General features: G+C 63.1%; 11 protein-coding genes. 5 read left to right on the top strand and 6 right to left on the bottom strand.

Annotation, left to right across the window (positions count from 1 at the left end):
• Nucleotides 1-34: 34 nt before the first annotated feature.
• Both A3722_RS22330 and A3722_RS22325 read left to right on the top strand, forming a co-directional pair.
• Nucleotides 35-673 (top strand): TetR family transcriptional regulator C-terminal domain-containing protein, encoded by a 639-nt coding sequence (locus A3722_RS22330; RefSeq protein ID WP_067623381.1) that lies wholly within the window; start codon nucleotides 35-37, stop codon nucleotides 671-673.
• 97 nt (nucleotides 674-770) lie between these two features.
• A complete protein-coding gene (locus tag A3722_RS22325; RefSeq protein ID WP_067623378.1) occupies nucleotides 771-986 on the top strand; it encodes a hypothetical protein in 216 nt (71 codons plus the stop codon).
• Between the two features lie 21 nt (nucleotides 987-1007).
• Here A3722_RS22325 and preA read toward each other — a convergent pair whose 3' ends face one another.
• Nucleotides 1008-2321 carry an NAD-dependent dihydropyrimidine dehydrogenase subunit PreA gene (gene preA / locus A3722_RS22320; protein WP_067623374.1) on the bottom strand — a complete coding sequence of 438 codons (1314 nt, stop codon included), beginning with the start codon at nucleotides 2319-2321 and terminating at the stop codon, nucleotides 1008-1010.
• A gap of 25 nt (nucleotides 2322-2346) precedes the next feature.
• Entirely contained in the window at nucleotides 2347-3678 is a 1332-nt protein-coding gene (locus A3722_RS22315; protein ID WP_067623371.1) for an NAD(P)-dependent oxidoreductase, read from the bottom strand.
• A 331-nt stretch (nucleotides 3679-4009) separates the two neighbouring features.
• Here A3722_RS22315 and A3722_RS22310 point away from each other — a divergent pair, with 331 nt between their 5' ends.
• On the top strand, nucleotides 4010-4216 hold the full coding sequence (locus tag A3722_RS22310) for a cold-shock protein (RefSeq protein ID WP_067623368.1): 207 nt from the start codon (nucleotides 4010-4012) through the stop codon (nucleotides 4214-4216).
• Nucleotides 4217-4266: 50 nt separating this feature from the next.
• Here A3722_RS22310 and A3722_RS22305 read toward each other — a convergent pair whose 3' ends face one another.
• On the bottom strand, nucleotides 4267-4923 hold the full coding sequence (locus tag A3722_RS22305; RefSeq protein ID WP_067623365.1) for an arylesterase: 657 nt from the start codon (nucleotides 4921-4923) through the stop codon (nucleotides 4267-4269).
• A 49-nt stretch (nucleotides 4924-4972) separates the two neighbouring features.
• Between A3722_RS22305 and A3722_RS22300 the strand changes: the two genes are divergently transcribed.
• Nucleotides 4973-5641 carry an ABC transporter ATP-binding protein gene (locus tag A3722_RS22300; RefSeq protein WP_067623362.1) on the top strand — a complete coding sequence of 223 codons (669 nt, stop codon included), beginning with the start codon at nucleotides 4973-4975 and terminating at the stop codon, nucleotides 5639-5641.
• The gene (locus A3722_RS22295; protein WP_067623359.1) at nucleotides 5638-8169 is read left to right on the top strand and encodes an ABC transporter permease; all 2532 of its coding nucleotides are present in this window, start codon (nucleotides 5638-5640) and stop codon (nucleotides 8167-8169) included. Before A3722_RS22300 ends, A3722_RS22295 begins: the two co-directional genes overlap by 4 nt.
• Nucleotides 8170-8201: 32 nt before the next feature.
• Here A3722_RS22295 and gcvP read toward each other — a convergent pair whose 3' ends face one another.
• The 3 genes from gcvP to gcvT form a co-directional block, all read right to left on the bottom strand.
• The gene (gene gcvP, locus A3722_RS22290) at nucleotides 8202-11048 is read right to left on the bottom strand and encodes an aminomethyl-transferring glycine dehydrogenase (protein WP_067623413.1); all 2847 of its coding nucleotides are present in this window, start codon (nucleotides 11046-11048) and stop codon (nucleotides 8202-8204) included.
• A gap of 112 nt (nucleotides 11049-11160) precedes the next feature.
• Nucleotides 11161-11520: a glycine cleavage system protein GcvH gene (gcvH, locus tag A3722_RS22285; RefSeq protein WP_067623356.1), complete on the bottom strand. Its 360-nt coding sequence runs from the start codon at nucleotides 11518-11520 to the stop codon at nucleotides 11161-11163.
• 21 nt (nucleotides 11521-11541) lie between these two features.
• A complete protein-coding gene (gene gcvT, locus A3722_RS22280; RefSeq protein ID WP_067623353.1) occupies nucleotides 11542-12675 on the bottom strand; it encodes a glycine cleavage system aminomethyltransferase GcvT in 1134 nt (377 codons plus the stop codon).
• Nucleotides 12676-12688: the final 13 nt, after the last annotated feature.

Here is a 12688-nt window from a genome sequence, read left to right as displayed (position 1 = left end):
AACGCCTTTTTTAGCAGCACCAAGGATCATTGCCTTGCCCGAAAGCACCGCCAAAAAACCCAGCCGCATCCAAAGACGCAACCGCCGGGTGATTCTGGATGCCGCGCTCGAAGTCTTTTCCAAACATGGCTACCGGGGTGCCACGCTGGATCAGATCGCCGCCGAGGCTGGGCTGAGCAAACCGAATATTCTCTATTACTTCAATGGCAAAGAAGACATTCACGTCACTTTGCTGTCGCAGCTGATGGAAACATGGCTCGACCCACTGGTGGAACTGGACCCCGAAGGCGACCCCCGGCGCGAGATTTTGGACTATGTCGAACGCAAGCTGACCATGTCGCGCGAACTGCCGCGCGAGAGCCGTCTTTTCGCCAATGAAATCCTGCAAGGCGCGCCGCGGATCGAGCCAGAGTTGAAGCGCCACCTCAAACCCCTGTTCGACGAGAAATGCGCCGTGATCGCGGGATGGGTGGCAGCGGGTAAACTGCCCCCGCTGGACCCGCAACATCTGATTTTCTCCATCTGGGCCACAACGCAGCACTACGCGGATTTCGAGGCGCAGGCGCAAATTCTGCTCGGACCCGAGACCGATCCCCGCCCCCGCGCGCAGGCGCATCTTCAGGCGATGTTTGGCGCGCTTTTGGACCTGCCGGAGCCATCGGCAAACGGTTAACCATACCGCCAGAGATGGACCGCGTTTAATCCCCCATTAACATTTCCGCCGCAATCTGCCTGCGGGTGTGGGCTCCTTAGTAGTTAGAGGGGCAGTGATGAATGTAGGCGATTTTAACGGCGCAGGGGCTGCGCGGAATGCGAAGGGACTGAATGCAAAGGGGTCTGATGAAGCGGCGATCACGCGACCGATCCCGCGCGAAGAGATGGCGCGGGATGCGGCCATGGCAGTGATTGCAGCGCGGCGCGATCTGGCACGGACGGTCCCGCAGCCATCTGCCGAAACCGCCGCCCCGTCGCGGAGAAACTCCTGAACGCGGGGCGGCGGCCTTGACTTACTCTGCCGGTTCAACCGCTTTGGCAGAGGGGTTGTTGGGGTGCGTGGTCCAGTTGGCGTAGTCCGGCGTCACCGTCTTGCCAGTGCGCAGGTCGGTGGCACCCACGGCCAATTCTTCCATTGAGATACAGTCTTCGACAGGACACACATTGACGCAAAGGTTACAGGCCACGCATTCTTCTTCGATCACGGTAAAGGTGCGGTCCTCGGACATGGCGATGGCTTGGTGGCTGGTATCCTCGCAGGCGGCAAAACAGCGGCCACAAGAGATGCACAAATCCTGATCGATCTTCGCCTTGGCGACATAGTTCAGGTTCAACTGGTTCCAGTCGGTAACATTCGGCACCGCGCGGCCCACAAGCTCATCGACCGAGGTCATGCCCTTCTCGTCCATATACTCCGACAGGCCCGAGATCATCTCTTGGACCACCTTGAAGCCATAGGTCATCGCCGCCGTGCAGACCTGCACGTTGCCCGCGCCGAGGGCCAGAAACTCCGCCGCGTCGCGCCATGTGGTGACGCCACCGATGCCGCTGATCGGCAGGCCGTGGGTCTCAGGATTACGCGCAATCTCGGCCACCATGTTGAGCGCGATCGGCTTCACCGCCGGGCCGCAATAGCCGCCATGGGTGCCCTTGCCGTCGATCATCGGTTCTGGCGCAAAGAGGTCCAGATCGACCGAGGTGATCGAATTGATCGTGTTGATCAGGCTCACCGCATCCGCGCCACCGCGCTTGGCGGCCTCGGCGGGGTAGAGCACATTGGTGATGTTCGGCGTCAGCTTCACGATCACCGGCATCCGCGTGTACATCTTGCACCAGCGGGTGACCATCTCGATATATTCCGGCACCTGCCCCACGGCGGACCCCATGCCGCGCTCGGCCATGCCATGGGGGCAACCGAAGTTCAGCTCAATCCCGTCGGCCCCGGTTTCTTCCACATGCGGCAGGATCGCTTTCCACGCTTCCTCCTCGCAAGGCACCATGATCGAGGCAATCAGCGCCCGATCCGGGTAGTCGCGTTTCACCGCCTTCATCTCGCGCAGGTTCACTTCCAGCGGGCGGTCGGTGATCAACTCGATGTTGTTCAGCCCCAGCAGCCGCCGATCCGCGCCATAGATCGCGCCGTAGCGCGGGCCATTGACGTTAACCACGGGCGGGCCTTCCATGCCGAGGGTCTTCCAGACCACCCCGCCCCAGCCCGCCTCATAGGCGCGGCGCACGTTGTATTCCTTGTCCGTCGGCGGCGCCGAGGCCAGCCAGAACGGGTTGGGGGATTTGATCCCGATGAATTCGCTTCTCAGATCTGCCATGTTATGTCTCCCTCTCGGCGCGGCCTCAGCCCGCCGCCCCCATCAATGTGGTGTGAATGTCCATCGCCGCGTCGCGGCCCTCGGCCACGGCGGTCACGGTGAGGTCATCACCACCGCTGGCGCAATCGCCCCCGGCCCAAACGCCATCCAGACTGGTGCGCCCGGTGCCGTCGACCTTGATCTTGCGCCCGTCGAGTTCGGGCAGCCCGTCGCCCAACAGCGTCTGACCGATGGCCTTGAACACCTGATCCGCCTGCAGACGCAGGGTTTGGCCGGTGCCCTTCATCGCATCGTCGACATATTCAAACTCGATCTCGCGCACCGAGCCATTGCCATGGACCGCGATCGGCACCGCATGGGTCACGATCCGCACCCCTTTGGAGGCCGCGAGGTCTTGCTCGAACACACTCGCGTTCATCCGGTCCCGCCCACGGCGGTAGACCAGTGTCACGTTCAGCGCGCCCAGCAGTTTCGCCTGCACCGCGGCATCGACTGCCGTCATGCCGCCGCCGATGACCACCACGTCGCGGCCAATCGGCACGCCTGACATGTCGCCCGACTGGCGCAGTTCAGAGATGAAATCGACCGCATTGGCGACCCCGGCCTTATCCTCGCCTTCGGCCCCAAGCGCATTGACGCCCACCAGCCCCATGCCGAGGAAAACCGCGTCATAGTCGGTCTTCAATTCCTCAAGCGTGACATCCCGCCCCACGGCGACCTCATGGCGGAAGGAAATCCCACCGATTTGCATCAGCCAATCCACCTCAGCCTGCGCAAAGCCGTTCGGCGTTTTGTAAGCAGCGATGCCATATTCGTTGAGCCCGCCGGGCTTGGGCCGTGCATCAAGGATTTCGACCTCATGGCCCAGCATCGCCAGACGGTGGGCGCAGGACAGACCCGCCGGACCCGCACCAACCACAGCGACACGTTTGCCCGTCACGGCCGCACGCTCAAAAGGATGCACATCTTGGGCCTGCAGATGGTCCGTCGCATAGCGCTGCAACTGGCCGATCAACACCGGCTTGCCCTCGGCCACCTCGCGCACACAGACCTCCTCGCAGAGCGTTTCGGTCGGGCAGACCCGCGCACACATGCCGCCAAGGATGTTCTGGCTGAGGATCGTCTTGGCCGCCGCATCGGGCGTGCCGGTGGCGATCTGGCGAATGAACAGCGGAATGTCGATGTCGGTCGGACAGGCCGTCATGCAAGGTGCGTCATGGCAGAAGTAACAGCGGTCCGCCGCGACCAGAGCCTCATGTTCATCCAAGGGTGGATGGAGATCCGAAAACCCCTCTGCGTAGTTCTGCGGCTCTAACCGCCCCGGAACGATCCCCGGCTCAAAGACATCTCGTGCCATATCAAAATCCCTGTCGTTTTCTTGGTGTTTTGAAAATGCTCACACGGAATCATTTTTTTATCAACTGGTAAATTTTTGAAAAGCGCGACTTCCCGAGAAACCCGTGACACCTGCCAGTTTTGTAACAGGCAGGTTATATTTCATGGGCGCTTCCTTGCTTGCCCCATGCCGCCCCGTAAAAATCCTTGATTTTAAAAATAGAGATTCCAATATCACAACTGCGACGCGAAGACTTTTCGACCCGGCTGCCCTAAGGCTCCAGCGATCACGAATTCGACCGAGCCGCGCTGCCGCATGTTGCGGGCAGATCAGACAGAGGGAGACACGGGTCATGGCTACTGGCACCGTCAAATGGTTCAACACGACAAAAGGCTACGGCTTCATCGCGCCGGACAGCGGCGGCAAAGACATCTTTGTCCATATTTCCGCAGTAGAGCGCGCAGGCCTGACCGGGCTTGCCGACAATCAAAAGGTTACCTTTGATGTCGAAGCAGGCCGTGATGGCCGCGAAAGCGCGAGCAACATCGCGCTGGCCTGACCGGGCCACATTTCGATGATCGAAACGGACGCTGCGGCGTCCGTTTTTTGTTAGCGGGTCTCTGCGGCCTGTGCGGCAAGCTTGGCCACCGCCGGGCCAATATCCTCCACGATCAGCGCCACGCCTTCGGCATTGGGATGGATACCATCCCCTTGAAAATAGCGCTGCACCGTCTCGCTCCGCGCGCTGGCCGCGCCCTTTTCCTCGGCCAGAAGTCCGGTAAAGAAATCCGGGTAGAACTGCGTTCCATGGGCTGCGGCCAAGTCGGGATAGAGCGCTTCGAAATCGGCCTTATACCCCGCGCCGTAATTGCCCGGTGCCGACATGCCGACCAGCAGCACCTCAACCTCGGCGCGCTTTGCCGCCGCAAGAATGTCACCAATGTTGCCGCGCGCCTGCGCCGGGTCCAGCCCGCGCAGCATGTCATTACCCCCGAGCGTCACGATCATCGCGTCGACTTCGGGCGTCAGGGTCCAATCCACGCGCGCCCGGCCGCCTGCGGTCGTATCGCCCGAAACACCCGCATTGACGATTTTCGCCTCAACGCCTTCGGCATCCAGCCACGCCTGCAATTGCGGCACGAATCCCTCTTCGGCGGGCAGGCCATAGCCTTGGGTCAGACTGTCGCCAAGGGCGGCGATCACCACCTCTTCGGCCTGTGCCGCGCTGCCTAAAATAAAGGCAAAACAGATCAATACCTTGCGCATCCTTCACGGACCTCCATATCCAACTGATACTCAGAACAAAGGCGGCCCGATGAGCGACCCAGTCTATGACCTTCAAGATGTCACGCTAAGCCTCAAGGGCAATGCCGGAACCGTCGATATTCTGCGCGGCATTTCGCTGCAGGTCCAGCAAGGGGAAAGCATCGCGCTGACCGGGGCGTCGGGATCGGGCAAATCTTCGCTGCTGATGGTCATGGGCGGGCTGGAGCGTGCCACGGGCGGCAAGGTCATGGCCCTTGGCCATGATCTCAGCGCGCTGCGCGAGGATGGGTTGGCCCAGTTTCGCCAAGGCCGCATGGGGATTGTGTTTCAGTCCTTCCACCTCATTCCCACCATGACCGCGCTGGAAAATGTCGCCACCCCGCTGGAGCTTTCGGGGGCGGAGGACGCCTTTGACCGCGCGCGCAGCGAGTTGGAGGCCGTCGGTCTTGGCCACCGGATTGATCAATACCCTGCGCAGATGTCAGGCGGCGAGCAGCAGCGCGTGGCCCTCGCCCGCGCCGCCGCCCCGCGCCCGGCGATCCTGCTGGCGGATGAGCCGACAGGCAGCCTCGACAGCCGCAATGGCGCAGCGATCATGGACCTGCTGTTTGAACTGCGCGACCGCCATGGCGCGACGCTGGTGCTGGTGACCCATGCCGACGATCTGGCCGCGCGTTGTGACCGGGTGGTGCAATTGGCCGACGGGCGTCTCGCATGAGCCTGTCCCTCGCGGCCCGTTTCGCCCGCCGTGAGATGCGCGGCGGATTGCGCGGTTTTCGTCTGCTGCTGGCCTGCCTCGCGCTCGGCGTGGCCGCTTTGGCCGCCGTAGGCTCGGTCCGCGCTGCGATTGAAGCGGGGCTGGAAGCCGAGGGTGCCGCACTTTTGGGCGGCGATGCCGAGCTTGATTTCACCTATCGCTCCGCCAGCCCTGATGAGCAAGCGTGGATGGCCGAGCGGGCCGAACGTGTATCCGAAATTGTTGAGTTCCGCTCTATGGCGGTGGTCGGCGCGGGGGACACATCAGAACGCGCACTGACGCAGGTCAAGGCGGTGGACGACCTCTATCCATTGATCGGTGAGATGGTATTAGACCCTGCCCTGCCGCTAGAGCAGGCGCTTGAGATCGGGCCCGAAGGACGGCCCGGTGCCGTGATGGAACGTGCCTTGTCGGACAGGCTCGGCCTTGCCCCGGGGGATGTTTTTGCCCTCGGCGAAACCGAATTTCGCCTGACGGCCCTGATTGAACGCGAACCGGATTCCGCCGCCAGTGGCTTCTCGCTCGGTCCTCGCACGCTGGTGCGGCGCGCCGCGCTGGATGGCTCGGGCCTGCTCGCACCGGGGACGCTCTTTAACAGCAAATATCGGTTCGATCTGCCCGAAGGCACCGCGCTTGACCCGTTGAAATCCGAGGCCGAGGCGCGGTTTGCCGACGCCGGGATGCGCTGGACCGATGCCCGCAACGGCGCGCCCGGCGTGGCGCGTTTCGTCGAACGGCTCAGCGCCTTTCTGGTGCTGGTGGGGCTGTCGGGCCTCGCGGTGGGCGGGGTTGGCGTGGCGGCAGCGGTGCGGGCCTATCTGCAACGCAAGACCGCCGTGATCGCCACCTTCCGCGCCATGGGCGCGACGCGGGCGACGATCTTCCAGACCTACTTCATTCAGGTCGGGCTGCTGGCCGTGATGGGCGTGGCGCTTGGCCTGCTGATCGGTGCCGGGCTGCCGCTGGTGCTTTCCCCGCTGATCGAAGCGCAACTGCCCCTTCCCGCCCGTTTTGCGATTTATCCCGCTCCGCTGGCCGAGGCCGCGCTATACGGGTTGCTCACGGCCGCGCTCTTCACCCTTTGGCCGCTGGCCCGAAGCGCTGACGTGCGTGCCGCCACCCTGTTTCGCGATGACTGGCAGCGCCAATCGCCTCTGCCCGGCGCGCCCTACCTTGTGGCGATGGCGCTGCTCTTGGCCGCGCTCTTGGCGCTGGCGGGCTGGTTTAACGGATCGTGGTCGCTCACGCTTTGGACGCTTGGCGGTTTGGCGTCGACACTGGCGGTGCTGGCGCTGGCGGCAACCGTGTTACGGCTGATCGCGCGGGCCGCAGCCAAGCGCGTGCGGGGGCATCCGCGCCTGCGGTGGGCGCTCGCGGCGATTGGCGGGCCGGGCGAAGGGGCCACGGCGGTGGTGCTGGCGCTTGGGCTGGGCCTGTCGGTCTTGGCAGCAGTGGGCCAGATCGACGGCAATCTGCGCCGTGCGATTTCGGGCAATCTGCCGGATGTGGCGCCGTCTTATTTCTTTGTCGACATCCAGAAGGACCAGATCGACGGTTTCACCGAAAGGCTCAACAGCGACGCGGCAGTCGGCCGGGTTGAAAGCGCCCCGATGCTGCGCGGCGTGGTAACCGAGATCAATGGCCAGCCGGCCCAAGAGGTGGCGGGCGATCACTGGGTGGTGCGCGGCGACCGGGGCATCACCTATGCCGCAAAGCCGGGGGAAGACACGCGGATCACGGCGGGCGACTGGTGGGCCGAAGACTACACCGGCCCGCCGCAGATCAGCTTTGCCGCCGAAGAGGCCGAGGAACTGGGGTTGAGCCTTGGCGACAGCCTGACCCTCAACGTGCTGGGCCGCGCCATCACAGGCGAGATCACCAGCTTCCGCGAGGTTGATTTCTCCACCGCCGGGATCGGCTTTGTGCTGACGATGAACCCCGCTGCACTGGCCGGCGCGCCGCATAGTTTCATCTCAACCGTCTATGCCGAACCCGAGGCCGAAACCGCGATCCTGCGCGATTTGGCCGAAGCCTACCCCAACATCACCGCGATCCGGGTGCGCGATGCGATCGACCGGGTGGCGGCGGTGCTGGCGGGGCTGGCCTCGGCGATTTCGTTCGGGGCGCTGGCGACGCTGGCAACCGGCTTCATGGTGTTGATCGGCGCGGCAGCCGCAGGCACGGGAGCGCGCAGCTATGAGGCGGCCTTGCTAAAAACCATGGGCGCTTCGCGACGCACCATTGCCAGCAGCTTTGTACTGCGCGCAGCCCTGCTGGGTCTCTTTGCCGGGGGCGTCGCGCTAATGGCAGGCATCGCGGGTGGCTGGGCGGTGAGCTATTACGTGATGGAGACCGATTTCACCGTGATCTGGTCCAATGCGCTGATGATCATCGCAGGCGGGGTGCTGGCGACGGTTCTCGCGGGCTTGGGCTTTGCGCTAAAGGCGCTGAACGCCCGGCCTGCGGATATGCTAAGGGCGCAGGAATGATCCCGCGCCCTTTGGCTGTCTTGGTGGTCTGATCACTCCGCCGCTTCGGCGTAGTCCTCCAGCGGTGGGCAGGTGCAGATCAGGTTGCGGTCGCCGTGCACGTTGTCGACGCGGTTGACCGGCGGCCAGTATTTGTCGACCCGGAAGGCACCGGGAGGGAAGCAGCCCTGTTCGCGGCTGTAAGGCCGGTCGCCCCATTCCACCACCAGATCCTCCACCGTATGCGGTGCGTTTTTCAGCGGGTTGTTGGCCCGGTCCATCCGGCCCTCTTCGATCTCGCGGATTTCCTCGCGGATCGCCAGCATGGCGTCGCAGAAACGGTCCAGCTCGGCCTTGGTCTCAGACTCCGTCGGCTCCACCATCAGCGTGCCCGCCACCGGCCAAGACATCGTCGGCGCGTGGAAGCCGCAATCGACCAGACGTTTGGCGACATCCTCGTTGGTGATGCCCGCGGTTTCCTCATAGGGGCGCACGTCGATGATGCACTCATGCGCCACCCGACCGCTCGGCCCTTTATAGAGCACATCATAGGCCCCTTCGAGACGCTTGGCGATGTAGTTGGCATTGAGGATCGCGGCGCGGGTCGCCTGCGTCAGACCGTCACCGCCCATCATCAGGCAGTAAGACCAAGAGATCGGCAACAGCGAGGGCGAGCCGTAAGGCGCCGCCGAGACCGCGGCCCCCTCTTCGTTCGGGTGGCCCGGCAGATGCGCGATCAGATGCGATTTCACACCGATCGGACCCATGCCGGGGCCGCCGCCGCCATGCGGGATGCAGAAAGTCTTGTGCAGGTTGAGGTGGCTCACGTCGCCGCCCAGATCGCCGGGGCGCGACAGGCCCACCATCGCGTTCATATTGGCGCCGTCGATATAGACTTGGCCGCCGTGGTCATGGGTGATCTTGGTCACCTCATGCACGGTTTCCTCGAACACGCCGTGGGTCGACGGGTAAGTGATCATGCAACCGGCAAGGTTTTCGCTGTGCTGCTCGGCCTTGGCGCGGAAATCGTCAAGGTCGATGTCACCATTGGCCGCCGTCTTGATGACCACGACCTTCCAGCCCACCATCTGCGCGGAGGCCGGGTTGGTGCCATGGGCGCTCATCGGAATAAGGCAGATGTTGCGATGCCCTTCGCCCTTGGCGCGGTGATAGGCGGCAATGGTCAAAAGCCCCGCATATTCGCCCTGCGCGCCCGAGTTTGGCTGCATCGAAATCGCGTCATAGCCGGTGATCTCGCAGAGCTTGTCCGACAGATCGTCGATCATCTCCTGATAGCCAAGCGCCTGATCGGCGGGCACGAAGGGGTGGATGAGCGAGAATTCCCGCCAGGTCACCGGCATCATCTCAGCCGCCGAGTTCAACTTCATCGTGCAAGACCCCAGCGGGATCATCGCCCGGTCCAGCGCCAGATCACGGTCGGCCAAGCGGCGCATGTAGCGCATCATCTCGGTCTCGGCCCGGTTCATGTGGAAAATCGGGTGGGTGAGGTAGTCGCTCGTGCGGACCATCGCGTCGGGCAGACGGTACTCAGGCGTGAAATCATCATCCGCCTGACGGATGCCAAAGGCGCGCCAGACCGCTTCGATGGTGTCGGGGCGGGTGCGCTCGTCCAGCGTGATGCCCACTTTGGTCCCGCCCACACGGCGCAGGTTGATGCCTTCGTCCACGGCGGATTTCATCACCGCGGCCTGCAAGGGGCCGACCTCAACGGTGACCGTGTCGAAATAGCTCTCGGGCTGCACGTCAAAGCCCGCGGCCTCCAGGCCCTTCGCCAGACGCACTGTCTTGCGGTGGATGCGCTGCGCGATGGCCTTCAAGCCTTCCGGCCCGTGGAACACGGCATACATCGACGCCATGACGGCCAGCAGCGCCTGCGCGGTGCAGACGTTCGAGGTCGCCTTCTCGCGGCGGATGTGTTGCTCGCGGGTTTGCAGCGACAGGCGGTAGGCGCGGTTGCCATGGGCGTCGATTGACACCCCAACAATCCGCCCCGGCATGGCGCGCTTCATGGAATCCTTGCAGGCCATATAAGCAGCATGCGGGCCGCCATAGCCCTCGGGCACGCCAAAACGCTGCGTGCTGCCCACGGCGATGTCGGCCCCCATCGCGCCCGGCTCTTTCAGCAGGGTCAGCGACAACGGGTCGGCAGTAACGATGCCCACGGCCTTGGCCTCGTGCAGGGCCGCCATGTGATCGGTGAAGTCGCGCACATGGCCGTAGGTGCCGGGATATTGGAAAATCGCGCCGAATACCTTCTCGGCCTCCATCTCTTCGGGTTCACCGACGATGACTTCAATGCCCAAAGGCTCGGCCCGAGTCTTCATCACGGCGATGTTCTGCGGGTGGCAGTTGGCGTCGATGAAGAAGCCCTTGGCCTTCGATTTCGAGCTGCGCAGCGCCATGGTCATCGCTTCGGCGCAGGCGGTAGCCTCATCCAGAAGCGACGCATTGGCGATTTCCAACCCGGTAAGGTCGCTCACCATGGTCTGGAAATTGAGCAACGCTTCCAGGCGGCCCTGCGAAATCTCGGGCTGATAGGGCGTGTAAGCGGTGTACCACGCGGGGTTCTCAAGAATATTCCGCTGGATCGCCGGAGGCGTGACGGTGCCGTGATAGCCCTGCCCGATCAGGCTGGTGAGCACCTTGTTCTTGCCCGCAACCTTGCGCATGTGCTCAAGTACCTCGCGCTCGCTCATCGCCTTGCCGAAATCAAGTGGCTGTTTCGCACGGATCGCCTTGGGCAAGGTGTCGTCGATCAGCGCATCAAGGCTTTCGGCGCCCACGGTGTCGAGCATCTGCGACATTTCGGAAGGGGACGGGCCAATGTGACGCCGGTTGGCGAAATCATAGGGCAAATAATCGGTGGGCTTGAAGCTCATGTCGGGTTCCTCGTCACGGCGCGGCAGCGGCGCCCCCTGTTTATGGCGCGCCGCCCAAAGCGGGCGACGCAGGTGATCAGCAGCGCGCCGGTCCCCCGGCACGCGCAGCGGTTTAGCCGATGAATTTCTGGTAAGCGGCTTCGTCCATGAAGTCGTCCATCTGGCTGGCATCGGTGAACTTCATCTTGAAGAACCACGCATCGCCCTGCGGGTCGTCGTTGACCATACTGGGGTTGTCCGTGAGCGTGCTGTTCACCTCGGTGATCTCACCGTCGATCGGGGCGAGGATGTCCGACGCCGCCTTGACGGATTCGATCACCACAACCTCGTCATCCTTGCTGACGGTGGTGCCTTCGTCGGGCAGTTCCACGAATACCACATCGCCCAACTGCTCGGCGGCGTGTGTGGTGATGCCCACGACCACTTCGTCACCCTCGACGCGCAGCCATTCATGTTCTTCGGTAAATTTCATATCGGATTTCCCTGTGTAGATTCAGCGTTTGAAGTTCGCCGCGACGAACGGCATTTTCGTGACAGTCAGTGGCAAGCGCTTGCCGCGCACCTCGCCCCAAAGCGGCGTGTCGACCTTTGCATGCTCGGCGGTGACATAGCCCATGGCAACGGGGCCGCCAACCGTCGGACCAAAGCCGCCAGAAGTCACTGTGCCAACCTCATTACCGCCCTCGGCTGCATCGAAAATCGCCACACCCTCACGCATTGGCGCCCGGCCCTCGGGCAGCAGCCCGACCCGCTTGCGCGGCGCGCCGTCGGCCAGTTGTTGCAAGATCACGCCGGCACCGGGGAAACCGCCCGCACGCTCGCCATCATTGCGCCGTACCTTCTGGATCGCCCAGTTCAGCGCCGCCTCAACCGGCGTGGTGGTGGTGTCGATGTCATGACCATAAAGGCACAACCCGCCCTCCAACCGCAGACTGTCACGCGCGCCCAGACCGATGGGCTCGACCTTTTCCAGCGCCAAGAGCTTGCGCGCCAAAGCCACGGCATCGTCATTCGCGACCGAAATCTCGTAGCCATCCTCGCCCGTATAGCCCGAGCGCGACAGGGTGACGGTGATCCCGTCAATGTCGACATCCTTGGCAACATCCATAAATTTCATATCCGCCACCAAGGGCTGCAAGCGGGCCAGCGCCGCTGCGGCCTGCGGCCCCTGAAGGGCCAGAAGCGCACGGTCATCCAAAACTTCGATATCACAACGATCCGACAGCGCCTCTTTCATCAGGGCAATGTCATCATCCTTGCACCCGGCATTCACAACAACGAACAGATGATCGCCCAGATTGGTCAACATCAGATCGTCCAAGATACCACCCGTGGCATCCGTGAACATCGCATAACGCTGGCGCATCTCGGCAAGCCCCAGCACATCAACCGGCACGAGGCTCTCCATCGCCAAGGCCACATCCTCATAGCTGCCAGACTTGGCCCGCAGCACGACCTGCCCCATGTGGCTCACATCAAACAACCCGGCGGCGGCGCGGGTGTGCAGATGTTCTTTCATCACGCCAAGAGGGTATTGCACGGGCATTGAATAGCCCGCAAAGGGCACCATCTTGGCCCCCAGTTCCACATGCAAATCATGCAATGCCGTCTGCTTGAGATCGCTCATCCGGTTCGCCTTT

Origin of the sequence: Sulfitobacter sp. HI0027 (assembly GCF_001634775.1) — a bacterium.
Classification (GTDB): Bacteria; Pseudomonadota; Alphaproteobacteria; order Rhodobacterales; family Rhodobacteraceae; genus Sulfitobacter.
This window is presented reverse-complemented; position numbering and strand designations above follow the sequence as displayed.